This is a genomic window from Rhodococcus gannanensis, from assembly GCF_042681175.1.
Lineage (GTDB): Bacteria > Actinomycetota > Actinomycetes > Mycobacteriales > Mycobacteriaceae > Rhodococcus_G > Rhodococcus_G gannanensis.
In genome coordinates this window covers 1-16,864 of record NZ_JBHUFB010000019.1, presented here as the reverse complement: position 1 = coordinate 16,864, position 16,864 = coordinate 1, and the positions used below count along the sequence as shown (strand labels likewise).

12 protein-coding genes are annotated in these 16,864 nt (G+C 69.4%); 5 read left to right on the top strand and 7 right to left on the bottom strand.

The features are described 5' to 3' along the window. Nucleotides 1-15 precede the first annotated feature (15 nt). From ACFSJG_RS19455 to ACFSJG_RS19445, 3 genes are all read right to left on the bottom strand, one after another. Nucleotides 16-1,851, bottom strand: a complete 1,836-nt coding sequence (locus ACFSJG_RS19455; protein ID WP_378486894.1) for an acyl-CoA dehydrogenase — start codon at nucleotides 1,849-1,851, stop codon at nucleotides 16-18. A 132-nt stretch (nucleotides 1,852-1,983) separates the two neighbouring features. Beyond that, nucleotides 1,984-2,625: a class I SAM-dependent methyltransferase gene (locus tag ACFSJG_RS19450; RefSeq protein WP_378486893.1), complete on the bottom strand. Its 642-nt coding sequence runs from the start codon at nucleotides 2,623-2,625 to the stop codon at nucleotides 1,984-1,986. 46 nt (nucleotides 2,626-2,671) lie between these two features. Continuing rightward, a complete protein-coding gene (locus tag ACFSJG_RS19445) occupies nucleotides 2,672-3,817 on the bottom strand; it encodes a DUF4185 domain-containing protein (RefSeq protein WP_378486892.1) in 1,146 nt (381 codons plus the stop codon). Between the two features lie 353 nt (nucleotides 3,818-4,170). On the opposite strand from ACFSJG_RS19445, the gene ACFSJG_RS19440 reads away from it, so the two are divergent. Continuing rightward, the gene (locus tag ACFSJG_RS19440) at nucleotides 4,171-5,187 is read left to right on the top strand and encodes a beta-ketoacyl-ACP synthase III (RefSeq protein WP_378486891.1); all 1,017 of its coding nucleotides are present in this window, start codon (nucleotides 4,171-4,173) and stop codon (nucleotides 5,185-5,187) included. A 24-nt stretch (nucleotides 5,188-5,211) separates the two neighbouring features. Here ACFSJG_RS19440 and ACFSJG_RS19435 read toward each other — a convergent pair whose 3' ends face one another. From ACFSJG_RS19435 to ACFSJG_RS19420, 4 genes are all read right to left on the bottom strand, one after another. Next, complete coding sequence (locus tag ACFSJG_RS19435; protein ID WP_378486890.1) at nucleotides 5,212-8,727, bottom strand: protein kinase domain-containing protein; 3,516 nt, start codon at nucleotides 8,725-8,727, stop codon at nucleotides 5,212-5,214. Between the two features lie 191 nt (nucleotides 8,728-8,918). Further along, the gene (locus tag ACFSJG_RS19430; protein WP_378486889.1) at nucleotides 8,919-10,613 is read right to left on the bottom strand and encodes an Ig-like domain repeat protein; all 1,695 of its coding nucleotides are present in this window, start codon (nucleotides 10,611-10,613) and stop codon (nucleotides 8,919-8,921) included. Nucleotides 10,614-10,722: 109 nt separating this feature from the next. Further along, complete coding sequence (locus tag ACFSJG_RS19425) at nucleotides 10,723-12,444, bottom strand: Ig-like domain repeat protein (protein ID WP_378486888.1); 1,722 nt, start codon at nucleotides 12,442-12,444, stop codon at nucleotides 10,723-10,725. Nucleotides 12,445-12,632: 188 nt separating this feature from the next. Further along, nucleotides 12,633-12,836: a cold-shock protein gene (locus ACFSJG_RS19420; protein ID WP_050063916.1), complete on the bottom strand. Its 204-nt coding sequence runs from the start codon at nucleotides 12,834-12,836 to the stop codon at nucleotides 12,633-12,635. A gap of 283 nt (nucleotides 12,837-13,119) precedes the next feature. Here ACFSJG_RS19420 and ACFSJG_RS19415 point away from each other — a divergent pair, with 283 nt between their 5' ends. The 4 genes from ACFSJG_RS19415 to ACFSJG_RS19400 all read left to right on the top strand — a co-directional run. Further along, nucleotides 13,120-13,578 (top strand): peptidoglycan-binding domain-containing protein, encoded by a 459-nt coding sequence (locus ACFSJG_RS19415; protein ID WP_378486887.1) that lies wholly within the window; start codon nucleotides 13,120-13,122, stop codon nucleotides 13,576-13,578. Between the two features lie 203 nt (nucleotides 13,579-13,781). After that, a complete protein-coding gene (locus tag ACFSJG_RS19410; RefSeq protein WP_378486886.1) occupies nucleotides 13,782-15,422 on the top strand; it encodes an acyl-CoA carboxylase subunit beta in 1,641 nt (546 codons plus the stop codon). Further along, nucleotides 15,419-15,691 (top strand): acyl-CoA carboxylase epsilon subunit, encoded by a 273-nt coding sequence (locus ACFSJG_RS19405; protein WP_378486885.1) that lies wholly within the window; start codon nucleotides 15,419-15,421, stop codon nucleotides 15,689-15,691. The genes ACFSJG_RS19410 and ACFSJG_RS19405 overlap by 4 nt, the downstream gene beginning before the upstream one ends. Nucleotides 15,692-15,701: 10 nt before the next feature. Continuing rightward, nucleotides 15,702-16,864: acetyl-CoA carboxylase biotin carboxylase subunit (locus ACFSJG_RS19400; protein WP_378486884.1), on the top strand; the 1,163-nt coding region annotated here is incomplete at its 3' end.

The following is a 16,864-nucleotide window of genomic DNA, read 5'->3' as shown; positions in this document are numbered from 1 at the left end:
CGCTGTGTCGTCGGATCAGAATGCGGCTTCGTCGAGCTCCATGATGTCGTTGTCGACGTTGGCGACGATGCCCCGCGAGGCGGTCAGCTCGGGCAGCACGTTCTTCGCGAAGAAGGAAGCCGTCGCGACCTTGCCCTCGTAGAACGCCTTGTCCTTGTCGGTGGTGCCCGCGTCGAGCTTGCCGAGCGCGATCTCCGCCTGCTCGAGCAGCTGCCAGCCGACGAGCAGGTCGCCGACGGCCATCAGGAAGCGCACCGAGCCGAGGCCGACCTTGTAGAGCTCGGTCGGCTGCTCCTGGGCGCCCATCAGGAAGCCGGTCAACGTCGCGACCATCGCCTGCACGTCCTCGAGTGCGGTGGCGAGCAGCGCGCGCTCGGCCTTGAGGCGGTTGTCGCCCTCCTCGCGGTCGATGAACTTCTTGACCTGGCCGGCCACGTGCGCCAGGGCGACGCCGCGGTCGCGGGCGATCTTGCGGAAGAAGAAGTCCTGCGCCTGGATCGCGGTGGTGCCCTCGTAGAGGGAGTCGATCTTCGCGTCGCGGATGTACTGCTCGATCGGGTAGTCCTGGAGGAAGCCGGAGCCACCCAGGGTCTGCAGCGAATCGGTCAGGTACTGGTACGCGCGCTCCGAGCCGACACCCTTGACGATCGGGAGCAGCAGGTCGTTCACACGGTGCGCGACGTCGCCTTCGGCGCCGGAGACGTGCTTGGCGATCTCGACGTCCTGGTGGGCTGCGGTGTACAGGTACACCGCACGCAGGCCCTCGGCGTACGCCTTCTGCATCGCGAGCGCGCGGCGGACGTCGGGGTGGTGGGTGATGCTGACCCGCGGCGCGTTCTTGTCGGTCATCTGGGTCAGGTCTGCGCCCTGCACGCGCTGCTTGGCGTAGTCGAGCGCGTTGAGGTAGCCGGTGGACAGGGTGGAGATCGCCTTGGTGCCGACCATCATGCGGGCGTGCTCGATGACGTCGAACATCTGCGCGATGCCGTTGTGGACCTCGCCGACCAGCCAGCCGACGGCCGGGACGCCATGGCCACCGAAGGTGAGCTCACAGGTCGCGGAGGCCTTCAGGCCCATCTTGTGCTCGACGTTGGTGACGAAGGCGCCGTTGCGCTCGCCCAACTCGTTCTTCTCGAAGTCGAAGTGGAACTTGGGGACGAAGAACAGCGACAGGCCCTTGGTGCCCGGTCCGGCGCCCTCGGGGCGGGCCAGGACCAGGTGGAAGATGTTCTCGAAGAGGTCGTCCGAGGTGGCCGAGGTGATGAAGCGCTTGACGCCCTCGATGTGCCAGGTGCCGTCGTCCTGCTTGACGGCCTTGGTGCGGCCCGCGCCGACGTCGGAGCCCGCGTCGGGCTCGGTGAGCACCATCGTGGCACCCCAGCCCCGCTCGACGCAGGTCGCGGCCCACTGCTTCTGCTCGTCGGTGCCGTTCTTGAAGAACACGTCCGCGAACGACGGGCCCGCCTGGTACATGAAGGCGGCGGGCTGCGCGCCGAGCATCATCTCGGAGATTGCCCACACCACGGAGCGGGGGACCGGCACGCCGCCGATCTCCTCGCTCAGGCCCATCCGGTACCACTCGGCGTCGAACATCGCCTTGAAGGACTTCTTGAAGGACTCGGGGAGGGTGGCCTCGTGGGTCTCGGGGTCGAACACCGGCGGGTTCCGGTCGGCGTCCGCGTAGGACTCACCCAGCGGACCCTCGGCGAGCCGCGCGACCTCGCTGAGCATGCTCTTGATGGTGTCGGCGTCGAGGTCGCCCCACGTGCCCTCGCTCAGCGGCTTTTCGAGGTCGAGGACCTCGAAGAGGTTGAACTCCAGGTCACGGACGTTGCTCTTGTAATGCCCCATGTCTTCTGTCTCCCTGAGATGGTGCGGTCCAGCCTCTGGTGGGTGACCACGTTCTGGTCTGGTCCAGCCTGCGCGTAGTACCGCCCTTGCGGCTACTCGTCGGTAACTTAGCCGATGTTACTCGTCATTCAGTTAGGTGCCAACAGAACCGCGAAATCCGACGATCAGGGCACCCGGCAGCGCCTCGCTCGGGCTCGCCCGGGTGGTCGAGGGCAGTGATTCCGACGCAACCGCAGCCGGGGTCGCCGCCTCCGTGGGGCGGGCCGCCACGACCGTGACGAGGTCGCGCACGTCGTCCGCGAGTTCCTCGGGGGTGCAAGGTGTTCGGTGCCCGGCCGGGTCGTCGGCGGGGCCGTCCTCGGTGCGGGCGATCAGTGTGCCGCCGGGCCGCAGCGCGCCCGTCGCCCGGCGCAGCAGCCCTCGTCGCTCCTCGGGGGTCAGGTGCAGGTCGCAGACGAGAACCAGGTCATAGTCGGGGTGGAACTCGATCTTCGTCACATCCGCGTTCACCCAGGTGAGGCGGTCCCGTGTCGCACGCGGAAGCGGGTGGGCGTTCCGGACGCCCGCGGTCAGCGCCGCGGTCGAGAAGTCCACTGCGGTGACCTGCCACGCCCGGAGGGCCAGCCACAGCGCGTGCCTGCCCGCGCCGCACCCCAGGTCCAGTGCTCGTCCCGCGGGGAGGGCCGTGACGAACTCGACCACCGCCGGGTCCGGTGCCGCGGCCGGTGCCGCGTCCGCTTCTCGATACCGCCGGTCCCACTCCTGTACGTCCATGTCGCGACCGTAGCGATCCCGACGCCGCGTCCGTCCCGGCCCCGGATCAGCGGGCCAGGGACGTGTGCAGGAGCAGGACGTTGTAGTTCGAGTGCACGGTGGTCAGGAAGTAGAGGTCGGGTCCGCTCGACCACGGGTGGATGTACGCGCCGTACGCCGACGGCAGTTCGCGGGTGTCCACGAGCACCTCGGGTGGGCCCCACGGTCCGGTCGGCGTCGGTGACCGGCGCATGACCACGGAGTTGAGGTCGTCGGTGGTCAGCATCAGGTACTGCCCCAGGTACTGGTTGTACTGGACCGACAGCTCGCCGACGCCGCCGAACACGATCGGGGCCGCCGCGTTCACGTCGCCCTTCTTCCACTCGCCGCCGTTCCAGTACTCGTACTTTCCGAGATCACGGATGTCCCGCTCGGGGACGCGCGCCACGTACGCCAGCTGGCCGCGGCCGGGTGGGGTTCCGTACTGGTAGACGTAGCCGCCGTCCTTCATGAACGCGCTCATCTGGAAGTTCCGGTTGCCCTCCGCGTTCGGGCGGTTGGTCTCCGGTGCCTCCACCCAGTTCTCGCCGTTGTCGCCGGACACGACGAGGTTGGAGTAGTTCGTCTCCCACTTGCCGGGGTCGCCCCAGTTCTTCACCGACATCATCGACAGGTACTGGACGCCGTCGACCGCGACGCCCGCCGTCGGGATGCGGCTGATCTCGACGTACGGGATCTTTGGGCTGGGGATCAGTTCCTTGGACTGGCCGAGCAGGTCCCGCGGTGTGCTGTCGAACGTCATTCCGTCCCACAGGTCGCGGTCGGAGCTGCGGAACAGGGTGCTGCTCCGCCACGACCACAGGCTGCCCGCCAGCAGGTTCGGGATGCCGAGGCCTGCGGAGTCGCCGAACGCGGTGAGGATCTGGCCGTTGCCGTTGTCCCACATGATCCCGAGGTCGGTACCGAGGACGTTCTGGTCCTGGGTGCGGTTCGCGCTGAGCATGCCGGTGGCCTGTGCGACCGCGTTGGCCGGGCCGGGGAGCTGCGGCAGGCCGCTGGTTCCGTTCAGTCCGGGAATCGGATTGACGGTATTCGGATTCGCGCCCGCGGGCGCGGTCGTCGCGAGTATCGTCGCGGCGGCGAGCGTCGCCGTGGCGCCGAATGCCCGTGCGCGCGCCGCGCCGCCGGGCAGCGGTGCACGCGATCGATCCATGACACGTTGACCCATAACTCGTTCACCCTTCGGCTTGCGTCGCGTGCGGTCGTGCTGCGCAAAAGGTTGGAGAAGTGGGGAGCGACCCCCGTCGCAGAGTGATGCTAATGAACTCTCCGACCTTTCGCCGGGATGAGTGGGGTCCGTGTGACGCGTGTGGCGCTCGGTGGGCCCGGAATTTGGTGGTCAGGGGCTCATGCGGTGCCATGGAGGTGTACACAGTGCCGGTGGACCGTCCAGTTCATCGCCCAACGCGTCACCGCGAGCGGTGACCGCGCAGTACGGTGTCAGCCGAGGAGCGTTCGTGGATTCGCCCGAGCATCCGATGGAAGAAGTAGAGGAGAACGAGACCAATGGGTGCAGCGATCGCGAACACCACCGAGCTTCGGCACACCGCCCTCCTGGGGCTCGGCGTGTACCGGCCCGAACGGATCGTGACCAACGAGGAGATCTGCCAGCAGATCGACTCCACCGACGAGTGGATCCAGTCCCGGTCCGGCATCAAGAGCCGGCGCTTCGCAGGCCCGCACGAGAGCGTGCTCGCGATGGCCATCTCCGCCGGCCGCAAGGCGCTCGAGGCCGCAGGCGTGACCGGTCAGCAGATCGGCACCGTCATCATCGCCACCTCGACCTACCCCGTGCAGACCCCCGCGTGCGCGGCGCTGGTCGCCGAGGAACTGGGTACCGGTGGCGCGGGCGCCATCGACGTCGCCGCCGGCTGCGCGGGCTTCAGCTACGCCCTCGGCCTGGCCAACGACCTCGTTCGCACCGGCAGCGAGGACCACGTGCTCGTCGTCGGCGTCGAGCGGATGAGCGACTCCACCGAGCCCACCGACCGGTCCGTGCGCTTCATCTTCGGTGACGGCGCGGGTGCCGTCGTCGTCGGCCGCGGTGACGAGGCAGGCATCGGCCCGACCGTCTGGGGTTCCGACGGCGCTCAGGGCCGGGCGATCCGCCAGGAGCCCGACTGGGTCGACTTCGCCACCAACCCGACGCAGAAGCGCCCGTGGATCATCATGGAGGGCACGTCGGTGTTCCGGTGGGCGGCCTTCGAGATGGGCAAGATCGCGCAGCGGGTTCTCGACAAGACCGGCATGACCGTCGACGACATCGACGCGTTCGTCCCGCACCAGGCCAATGCCCGGATCACCGAGGTCATCGCCCGCAGCATGAACCTGCCCGAGACCGTCGCCGTGTCGGGCGACATCGCCGAGACCGGAAACACCTCCGCCGCGTCGATTCCGCTCGCGATGGAGGAGATGCTGCGGACCGGCAAGTCGAAGCCCGGCGACACCGCCCTGCTGCTCGCCTTCGGTGCGGGCCTCGCCTACGCGGGCCAGGTCGTCAAGATGCCGGTCCTCGCGGACTGATCCACCCGGGGAAGGCCGGCGGCGTCACATCGCGCCGTCGGCCTTCGCTGCGCTCAGGCAGTCGTCGAGGAACCCGGCGGGGACAGGCTCCCACCCGGGTTCCCAGGTTCCCGCCCTGGCCCGTGCCTGCAGCGTGGCGAGCCCGGCGACCAGCGCCGGACCGCCGTCGAGGACGTAGCGAACGAGGCCGTGGCGAGCGCACGTCGCCGTCATCGTCGCCAGCACACGCAGGGCGTCGTCGTCCCTGCCCGCCGCGAACAGGCACGCGGTGAGCAGTCGGTTCGCCATCAGCCGCGCACGGGCCCGGCCGGTACCGGCCAGCCGCGCCACCCAGGCCTCCGCGATCTCGCAGGCCAGCGCCGTGTCGGCGCCCGTTCCGGTGCGCATCAGCAGCCGCGCGGTCGTGGCGTCCTCCAGTTGTGCCGTGATCTCCGCGCTGCCGTCGGGCACGGAGTCGACCGGGGGCAGGGTCGGATGGCGGGGCGTGCGTGTTCTCGAGGCGACGGGGAAGCCCAGCCTGATCCGCTCGTTGTCGATGCGTGCTCGCAGCCGGGGGATGTCGAGGTCCTCCGCGGTTCGCGCGCCCTCGTCGAGACGCTGCGCGGCTGCCTCCCGGTCGCCGCGGCGCACCTTCAGACGAGCCCCGGTGACGTAGCGGGCGATCATGAATTCGACGATCCCGCCCTCGCCGCCGATCTCGAACCCCTCGTCGAGCAGGCGCTCGGCTTCGGCGAGCTCGTTGCGCTCGTACAACAGCTCTCCGAGCATCGCCGCGGCCAGCCGCGCCGAATGCGAATGCGAACCGGACAACTCGCGCGCGACCCGCAGCCCTCGCCGGAACCAGTCCTCGGCGGCTTCGGTGGAGAGTTCCTCGTTCGCCGCGACGCCGACCATGCAGTAGCCGTACATCGTCGCGAACGAGCCGCTCATCGCCTGGTAGTACGGCGCTGCCCATTTCTGCCAGTACCGCGTCTCGTCGAAGTCGAACCGGTACAGCGCGGCGAACGTCCGGGTGTTCGCGGCGGCGGTGACGACCCACGGGTTGTGGCGTTCGGGGGCAGCGAGGCAGCGCTCCGTGTAGTGCTCGATCCCCTCCGGACGGTCGGTGAACGCGGCGACCACGCCCTCGACGACGTCGGCCTCCACCGCGAGCGGGCCGTCGGGGTCGGTCTCGAGGGCACCCCTCGCAAGGGAGAGGGCGCGACGGCATGCGCCGGGACGCTGCAACAACACGTTCGACCAGGCCACGGTCAGTTGCAGGCGAGGCCGCCCGACGACGGTGGTCGGGGGCAGCTTGTCCACCAGCCCGAGCAGGGTAGTCATCCGGGAATGTTCGATGAGGTGGACACCGTCGCGTTCGACGAGTTCGACCGCGGCGTCCGGGTCGCCGGCGGCCAGGGCGTGGTCCACGGCCTCGCTGAGCAGGTGCCGCTCGGCGAACCAGTCGGACGCGGTTCGATGCAGCGCCGGGAACCTCTCGGGATGGTCGCGGCGGAGCCGACGCCGCAGGTACTTCGCGAACAGGTGGTGGTAGCGGTACCAGGTCTCGATCGGGCCCGTGGACTGTGGGGTCGACTCGTGGTCGCCCAGCCGCAGCAGGAACAGGTCCCGGGCGGCGACCTCCTCGAGACGGGAACGGCCGTCCGGGACGCCGGCCAGCGCCGACGCCAGTGACCCAGTGATCCGCTCGGTGATCGAGGTGGCGAGCAGGAAGTCGAGCAGCTCCGGTTCGAGGGTGTCGAGCACGTTCTCGGCGAGGAACTCGTCGACGGCCTGCTGACCGACGAGGTTGTCGATCAACTCGGCCGGGTGGTCCCGGCCGCGCAGTGACAGCGAGGCGAGCTGCAACGCCGCGGCCCAGCCCTCCGTCGACCGGCACAGTCGCGCGACATCCGTGTCCGACAGCTCGAGACCGCCGAGTTCCACCAGCAGGCGCTGGGATTCGTCCTCCTCGAACCGCAGTGCCGTCGAATCGATCTCGATCAGCTCGTCCTGCACGCGCATGCGGGCCAGGGGGAGACCCGCGGTGGTGCGGGTGGTCACCACCACCTGCAGGTGGTGGCAGCCGTTGTCGAGGAGGTACGCGAGCGCGGCGCGCGACTCCCGGGAGGTGACGCGGTGCCAGTCGTCGATGACGACGGCGACCCGCCGCCGGTCCTCGTGGATCCGGTTGATGAGGGTGGACATGACGTACTCGGCTGCGTCGGCGCCGTGGTCCTCGAGCGCCTGGTCGAGTTCGGAGCTCAATGCGGGTGCGGCTCGGCGAACCGCCTCGACGAGGTGCCCGAGGAACCAGGCGGGATTGTCGTCGTCGGCGGCGATCGAGAGCCAGGCGACGGTCACGTCGTCCTCGACGAGCGCTCCGCCCCACTGCGCCGCGAGGGTCGTCTTGCCGAATCCGGCCGGTGCGTGAATGACGGTGAGCCGCTTGCGTTCCCCGGCTCGGAGCTGGTCGACGAGTCGCTCCCGCGTGACCAGGGTCCGGCCGATCACCGGGGCGCGGAACCGGGTGGCGGGCGTCGGAGGCGTCGGTCCGGTGACCCCCGGTGTCCGTCCGGTGCGGCCACCGTTCGGCGTCGACGCCCCGGTGCGGCCACCGTACGGTGTCGACGCTCCGGCGACGCCGGGTGGAGGGGAATCGGGTGCGGGCAGTGCCATGTCGAGTGGGTCGAGGCCGTGCGTCGAGGCCAGGTCCTGCAGGAGCGCCCCGAGCTCCGCGGCACTGGCAGGCCTGTCCCGCGGGTCCGGCGCCATGGCCTTCTCGATCACCGCACACACGTCGGCGGGGATGTCACCGCCCCGCAGATCGGGGACGGGTTCGCTGGTGACGCGGACGAACTGCGCGACCAGCTGTTCGCCGTCGCGGCGTTCGAAGGCCGCGTGGCCGGTCATCGCGCAGAACAGGGTGGCACCGAGGCCGTAGACGTCGGAACGCACACTGGGGGAGCGTCCGTCGAGCACCTCGGGTGCCGTGTACGCGGGCGACCCGGTGATGTGCCCGGTTCCCGTCTCGAATCCTCCTGTGGTGCGGGCGATTCCGAAGTCGGTGAGCTGGGGCTCGCCGTACTCGGTGAGGAGGATGTTCGCGGGTTTCACGTCCCGATGCAGGGTCCCGGACCGGTGGGCGGTTTCCAGGGCCCCCGCCATCTTCGCGCCGAGCGTCAGTACGTCGGGCCAGTGGAGGGGGCCCGCCGAGTGCAGGAGTTCCTGGAGCGAGTTGTGCGGGTGGTAGGGCATCACGATGTACGGACGTCCCGATGCGGTGGTGCCGACCTGCAGGATGTTGCAGATGTGCGGGTGTCCGGACACGGCGCCCATCGCCCGCTGTTCCCGGAGGAACCGTTCGCGGCTGTCCTCGTCCAGGTCGCCGCTGAGCACCTTCACCGCCACCGTCCGGTCCAGCTGGGGTTGCCGGCAGCGGTAGACGACGCCGAACCCGCCCCGGCCGATCTCCTCGCCGTCGGTGAATCCGGCGGCCTGAAGATCCGCTGTGACGTCGCGGCCTGGGCGTCCGCTCGGGTCCGGGGGATCCGCGGTCATCGCGACCACCGCCGGTTCGCGGTGGCCTGCGCGGTCGCGCCGAGAGGTTCCATCGTCATTGTGGTCGATTCGCCGTGCGGTCGCTGTCCAGGATAGTCCTGGGCGGGACACACCGAAGCCGTCTCGGTGGCACGAGAACGGCGGCCGGCTCCTCGTCACGAGGAACCGGCCGCCGCTCGCCGGGAGGACCGTCAGGAGCCGAAGGGGCTACCGCCGGTGTCCGGGGTCGTCGGCGCGGCCACGTTCACGACCTGGGCGTCCGAGGACGACGCGAGGAACCCGGCACCGCCGCTGTAGACCGCGGTGACGCCGTGTGCACCCGCGGTGGCGAATGTGTGCGTCACCGACGCGGCGCCCGCGGTCACGGGAACCGGCGCCCCGATCGGGGTGGTGCCGTCGAAGAACTGGACCGTTCCTCCAGCCGATGCGGGCGCGACGGTGGCGTGCAGCGTGACCGCCTGTCCCTGGTCGGCCGCCACCGGAGCGTTCAGCGTGGTGGTGGTGACGACCTCGTCGGGCGCGGGCGCCGACACCTGCACGGTCGCCGCGGCGGCCGTCGAGGTCACGAATCCCGGTGCGCCGCTGAAGACGGCGGTGATCGAGTGCGATCCGGCGCCGTCGAAGGTGTGCGCGAGGATCGCGACCGATCCGGCCACCGCGACCGGTGCACCGATCGGGGTGCCACTGTCGAAGAACTGCACGGTTCCCGCGTTCGGTGCGGGCGCGACGGTGGCCGCGATGCTCACCGCGACGCCGGTCTTCGCGTGGCTGGGTGCCGTGAGCACCGTCGTGGTGTCGGCGTTGGGGACACTGACCGTCACCGTCCGCGCGGCGGAGGTGGAGCCGGTGAACCCGTCGGCACCGCTGTACACCGCGGTCACCTGGTGCGCGCCGTCGGTGGTGAACGCGTGCGAGAGGGTGGCGCTGCCGCCGGTCACCGGGACCGGTGCGCCGATGTTCGCATCGCCGTCCTTGAACTGCACGGTGCCGCCGGCCGGGGTCGGGCTGACCGTGGCCACCAGGTCCACGGGCGCAGAGTTGTCCGCGGTCGCCGGGGCGGCGAGGGCGGTGCCTGTCGCAACATCGGGTGCGGAGACGGTACCGGTCTGCGGAGCCGAGGTGGACGGCAGGTAGGCGGCGTCGCCGAGGTACTTGGCGGTGATCGAGTACCCCTGGCCGGCATCGGCGGGCGACGGGGTCCACGAGTAGGTGGAGGCCCCGTTGCTCACGGTGCCGGTGCCCAGGACGGCGCCGTTGTTCGCGAACTCGACGCTGCCGGTGGCGCCCGCGGTGACGGTCGCCGTCAGGGTCGTGGCGGCACCGGCCTTGGGGGCCGGGGACACAGCGACGCCCGCGGTCGAGGCGGACTTCGGAACCGTGAGCGACGGCCCGGCGGTCTGATTCTCGGAGCTCAGGCCCTGGTTCGAGGAGATGCCTGCACCGGTGGTCAGGGCGAGGTCACGTCCACAGTCCGCGCCGACGGTGTACTGGAGGGTGTAGTCGATGTTCCGGTCGACGGCACTGCGAATCCACGACCCCGTCATGGTCACCAACGTGGGGTTGGTGACGTTGGTGGTGACGGTCTTGCCGTTCACGCGGGAAGAACCTGCGACGTAGGTCAGGCAGGCGGGGTGGTAGTCCTTGAAGGCGGAGATGGTCGGCGCGAGGCCGCCGTTCCACCGAATGGCGTTGGTGACGGTGACCGTCTCGCCCGGCGCCGGGGTGCCGTTGCTGATGGTCCGGTTGAACGTCCAGTCACCGGAGTTCGTCGACTGGCTCACCGGCGCAGCGGATGCCGCCCCGACGCCCAACGATGCGGCGAAGCCTGCCGCCATCGCTGCCGTGCTCGCGCCGGCAACCAGCCGACGCACTGTTCTGTTCTGCATTCTCTCGAGCCTCTCGATTGGAACGCGCCGACCCGAAGTGGAAGTACGTCCAAACTTCAAGTGGGACATGGGAACTGCTGACTATGTGGTGCGAGCGGGGACCCGCGGGTCACGAACCGAACGGGTTGGTGCCGCCGGTGGGCGGAGTCCCGACGGTCACGGCGAACGCCGACGACGTCGAGGCGACGTAGCCGTTCGCGCCGCTGTACTCGGCGGTGATCGAGTGACCGCCCTCGGTGGTGAAGGTGTGCGGCAGGATCGCGACGCCGTTGACGAGCGGGACCGGGCCGCCGATCGGCGTGGTGCCGTCCTTGAACTGGACGGTGCCGCTCGCGGTGCTCGGCGCGACGGTCGCAGACAGATCGACCTGCGTGCCGACGACGGCGTTCGGCAGGGACGTCACGGTGGTCACCGTGGCGACGTCCGACGGCGCAGGGGCGTCGACGGAGAGCGTCGCCGAGGCCGACTGCGACGGCGCGAACCCGACCGCCCCGCTGTACGACGCGGTGATGTTGTGGTGTCCGGCGGTGGTGAAGACGTGCGCGAGGGTGGCGACGCCGCCGACGACCTCGACCGGTGCGCCGATCGGGGTGTTGTCGACCTTGAACTGGACGGTGCCGCCGGCGGGAGCCGGGTTGATCGTCGCGGACAGTCCGGCCGCGGAGCCGGTGGTCGCGGTCGCGGGCAGGGTGACGGTGGTCGCGGTCGGGACGGCGACGACGGTCGCGGGCTGCACGTCGACGGTCTGCGGGGCCGAGGACGATCCCGTGAAGCCCGCCGCGCCGTTGAAGACCGCGGTGACCGAGCGTGCGCCCGCGGTGGCGAACGTGTGGTTCAGGGTGGCGGTCCCGCCGGTGACCTGGACCGGTGCGCCGATGTTCGTGCCGCCGTCCTTGAACTGCACGGTGCCGCCGTTCGGGGCGGGGGACACCGCCGCGGTGAGGGCGACCGGCGTGCCCGCGGTGGCCGTCGCGGGCGCCGTGAGCGTGGTGGCGGTGGTTGCGTCGACGGGCGCGGAGACGGCGATCGTGGCCAGGGCTCCGCCGCCGGCGTTCAGCGCGCCCGACTGCGAGTCCCTGGGGGAGCAGCGGGTGGGTGCCCACACCGTGCCGACGAGCGGCGCGGAGGCCTTGGCGAGCGAGGTGCTGTAGTTCTCGTCGCTGTTGTAGCTCGCGGCGTTGCCGGCCACCCGCAGCCTGGGCGTGATGGTGCCCGAGGCTCCAGCGACGACGGTGACGTCGACGGCGGGCAGCTGGAACACGCTGTTGCCGCCCGAGTTGGTGGTGCCGTCGAGGTTCTTCTTCAGCTTCGGGGCCGTGATGCCGCCCTCGCTGTTGCCGCTGGAGCTGGGGCTGTTGCCGATGACCTGGTTGTTGCCGGACAGGCGCAGCAGCGTACCCGCGGCGTCGACTGCGCCGGAGGTGTTGATCCGGAGCACGTTGGGGGCGACACCGGCGAGGTTGCCGCCGGTTCCCGCGACAACGGTCGCACCGACGAACGTGGAGTTCGCTGGGATCTCGAAGTCGAACTTGAGTCGGGAGAGTCCTGCGGTCGTGCCACCGGACTCGGAGTCGGGGTACGAGCCGGGGCCGGGCTGGATCCGGTAGGTGAAGGTCTGCCCGGGGGTGACGGTCGCAGGGGCGGTGACGGTCGCGGACGCGGCGACGACCTTGTGCTGGGCACCGGCGATGGCCACCGACGGAGTGGCCTGGCAAGCGGTCTGGAAGTTCACTGCGTCGGCGGAGGCGGGAGCACCGATCAGGGCGAGTCCCGCGGCCAGTGTGACGGCGCCGATCGGCGCCACACTGCCGCGCAGGGTGGTTCGAAGCATCGAGGTACCGGGTCTTTCGTGTCATTGATGGGCATAAACGCCCGAATTTGAACACGTCGACCGGCGCCACCGCCGGAGAATCGAACAACTGGTTGAACAAGTGTCCAGAAAAGATCTGGACCGAACCTTGTCCGGAAATGCCGAAGGGCGCCTCTGCTCGGCAGAGGCGCCCTTCGGATGGAAGTCGCTCAGATGGTGCGGACTCCGGTGGCCTGCGGGCCCTTCTGGCCCTGGCCGATCTCGAACTCCACACGAGCGCCCTCGTCGAGGGTCTTGAAGCCGTTGGTCTGGATCTCGGAGTAGTGGACGAAGACGTCGGGTCCGTCACCGTCCTGCTCGATGAATCCGAAACCCTTTTCCGCGTTGAACCACTTGACGGTGCCTTGTGCCACTTTTTTGCTCCTGTTACTGCGAGCCTGCCCTCAGGACGAGGGCTGGTCTCGCCTACAGAATGCCAGGTCGAGCCATTCTTGTCGACGGTGGGGCCGTTCGTCGCGGTCGTCCGGCGAGTCGGGGTACCCGCGGCGACGAGTCGGCGACGCCCGTGGCGTCGCGCGCAGCGGCCCCGATTCGGGTACCGGACTACTCGCGACCACGCCGATGTCGATTCAGAGGATCGGACCGACCGAGGACTTCGTTGTCGCGCGTCGTCCCTGACCTGCTGATGAGGAAACCATGAATCGAACCACCCACCCAGGAACCGTTGCGACCCCGCGCCGCGACGACGACGCGTCACCCGCAGACCCGAACCGGTTCCCGCTGCCGCCGGGGCACTACTGGGGCCCGCTCGACGGCCCCGCCGAGTCGTGGTCCAACTACTCCTTCGGTACCGCACGGTCCTCGGTGGACGGACTCTCCCGGTGGCAGCGGGCACTCGGACTGCCGGACTCGGGGATATACGACCACGCGACCCGGACGGCGGCGTTCCGGATGCAGTGGGCGTTCGGGTGGCCGGTGTCCGGGAACGTCTCCGAGTCGGAGTGGGAGGAGGTCGTCCGGCAGGGCTGGCGGCTGCCCCCGATCTCGATCGATCCGGGGCCGGAGGCGCCGCGGCCCCGGCGAGCGGTACGGCGTACCCGGGTTCGACCCGGGTTGGTTCCGGCGGGGGGCGGGTGCGCGCCTCGCTTCGGGTGACGGATCCCGCCGAGCCGGATTCGCATGCGACCGCGGTTGCCAAAAGTCGGCGGCCGCGGTCGTTTGTGCGTCACACTGCACGTTGTACAGCGGAGATACCCTTCCGCATCAGATAGCAAATACCACTTAGTGCACTATGTAGCGCCATGTATGGTGACCCCAAATCGAGTCACACATCCGAGCTAAGTCGAGAGGTTCTGCCCGTGACCACCGTCCAGGAACCCGCCGCCACCGCGGCGTCGAACGTCCCCGATATCCATACGACCGCGGGCAAGCTCGCGGACCTGCACCGTCGTCAGGCCGAGGCACGTTTCCCGTCCGGTGAGGCGGCGGTGGAGCGGGTGCACGCCAAGGGCAAGCTGACGGCCCGTGAGCGCATCGAGGCACTGCTGGACGAGGGGTCGTTCGTCGAACTGGACGCGTTGGCGCGGCACCGGTCGACGAACTTCGGTCTCGGCGACAACCGCCCCGCCGGTGACGGTGTCGTCACCGGGTACGGCACCGTCGACGGCCGCGACGTGTGCGTGTTCTCCCAGGACGCGACCGTGTTCGGCGGCAGCCTCGGTGAGATCTACGGCGAGAAGATCGTCAAGGTGATGGACCTGGCGCTCAAGACCGGGCGTCCGTTGATCGGGATCAACGAGGGCGCCGGCGCCCGCATCCAGGAGGGTGTGGTCTCCCTCGGCCTGTACGGGGAGATCTTCCACCGCAACATCCAGGCGTCCGGGGTGATCCCGCAGATCTCGCTGATCATGGGTCCCGCCGCCGGCGGTCACGTGTACTCCCCGGCGCTGACCGACTTCGTGGTGATGGTCGACCAGACCTCGCAGATGTTCGTCACCGGCCCCGACGTCATCAAGACCGTCACCGGTGAGGACGTCACCATGGAGGATCTCGGTGGCGCTCACACCCACATGGCGAAGTCCGGTGTCGCGCACTACGTCGCCTCCGGTGAGCAGGACGCCCTCGACTACGTCAAGGACCTGCTCTCCTACCTGCCCAGCAACAATCAGGCCGCCGCACCCCGGCTGGCGCCGTCCGATCCGATCGCGGGATCGATCGAGGAGTCGCTGACCGACGAGGACCTCGAGCTCGACACGATCATCCCCGACTCGGCGAACCAGCCGTACGACATGCACGAGGTGATCCGGCGTCTGCTCGACGACGACGAGTTCCTCGAGGTGCAGGCCGGGCGCGCCGCGAACATCATCGTCGGGTTCGGCCGCATCGACGGCCGCTCGGTGGGGATCGTGGCGAACCAGCCGATGCAGTTCGCGGGCTGCCTCGACATCGACGCCTCGGAGAAGGCGGCCCGGTTCGTCCGGACCTGCGACGCGTTCAACGTTCCGATCGTCACCCTCGTCGACGTCCCCGGGTTCCTGCCCGGCACCGACCAGGAGTACAACGGCATCATCCGGCGTGGTGCGAAGCTGCTCTACGCCTACGGTGAGGCCACCGTCGGGAAGATCACCGTCATCACCCGCAAGGCGTACGGCGGCGCGTACGACGTGATGGGCTCCAAGCACATGGGTGCCGATGTGAACCTGGCGTGGCCGACCGCGCAGATCGCGGTCATGGGCGCCTCGGGTGCGGTTGGGTTCGTCTACCGCAAGCAGCTCAAGGACGCCGCCGCGAACGGGCAGGATGTCGACGCACTGCGCCTGCAGTTGCAGAACGAGTACGAGGACACCCTCGTCAACCCGTACATCGCCGCCGAACGTGGTTACGTCGACGCCGTCATCCCGCCGTCGCACACCCGCGGTCAGATCGTCGCCGCCCTGCGTCTGCTCGAACGCAAGATGGTGACTCTGCCCCCCAAGAAGCACGGAAACATCCCGCTGTGACCGCCGTCCTGGAGCCGGCTGCCGTCGCCATCGACGAGGCCGCACTGTTGGACGCCGCCGAGCCCCAGCAGGACCCGATCCGGTTCTCGGGCAACCCCGACGACACCGAGATCGCCGCGGTCCTCGCGGTGCTCGCCGCGCTGCGCGCGTCGGCACCCGCCGCGGAGGATCCGCAGCCCGAGGAGGGCTGGGGTGCTCCCGCTCAGATGATGCGCTACGGATTGTCCGCGGCGCCAACAGCTTTCGTCAACTCCCGCTACGCCCGGTAAAGGAAGACCGATGACCAATTCTCAGAAGCAGATCACGAAGGTGCTCGTCGCGAACCGCGGTGAGATCGCTGTGCGTGTCATCCGGGCCGCGAAGGACGCCGGGTACGGCAGTGTCGCGGTGTACGCGGAGCCCGATGCGGATGCGCAGTTCGTGAAGCTGGCCGACGAGGCGTTCGCCCTCGGTGGGCAGACCTCGGCCGAGTCGTACCTGGTGTTCGACAAGATCCTCGACGCCGCCGCCAAGTCCGGTGCCGACGCGATCCACCCCGGGTACGGGTTCCTGTCCGAGAACGCCGACTTCGCGCAGGCCGTGATCGACGCCGGTCTGATCTGGATCGGACCGTCGCCGCAGTCGATCCGCGACCTCGGTGACAAGGTCACCGCCCGGCACATCGCCGAACGCGCGAACGCGCCGATGGCCGCCGGCACCAAGGACCCCGTCAAGGGCGCCGACGAGGTCGTCGAATTCGCGAAGCAGTACGGGGTGCCGGTCGCGATCAAGGCGGCGTTCGGTGGCGGTGGCCGCGGCATGAAGGTCGCGCACACCATCGAGGAGATCCCGGAGCTGTTCGAGTCCGCGACCCGTGAGGCGGTCGCCGCGTTCGGTCGTGGGGAGTGCTTCGTCGAGCAGTACCTCGACAAGGCCCGGCACGTGGAGGCGCAGGTGATCGCCGATCAGCACGGCAACGTCATCGTCGCCGGTACCCGCGACTGCTCGCTGCAGCGTCGTTTCCAGAAGCTGGTCGAGGAGGCCCCGGCACCGTTCCTGACCGACGATCAGCGGGACCGGATCCACAACTCGGCGAAGGCGATCTGCAAGGAGGCCGGCTACTACGGTGCCGGCACCGTGGAGTACCTGGTGCAGGGTGACACCGTCTCGTTCCTGGAGGTCAACACCCGTCTGCAGGTCGAGCATCCGGTCACCGAGGAGACCGCGGGCATCGACCTGGTGCGTCAGCAGTTCCGCATCGCCAACGGTGAGGCCCTCGAGTTCACCGAGGACCCGACCCCGCGCGGACACAGCTTCGAGTTCCGGATCAACGGTGAGGACGCCGGCCGCGGTTTCCTGCCCGCCCCGGGCCCCATCAGCGTGTACAAGGAGCCGACCGGTCCGGGTGTGCGGGTCGACTCCGGTGTGGTGCAGGGCGATGTGATCGGCGGTCAGTTCGACTC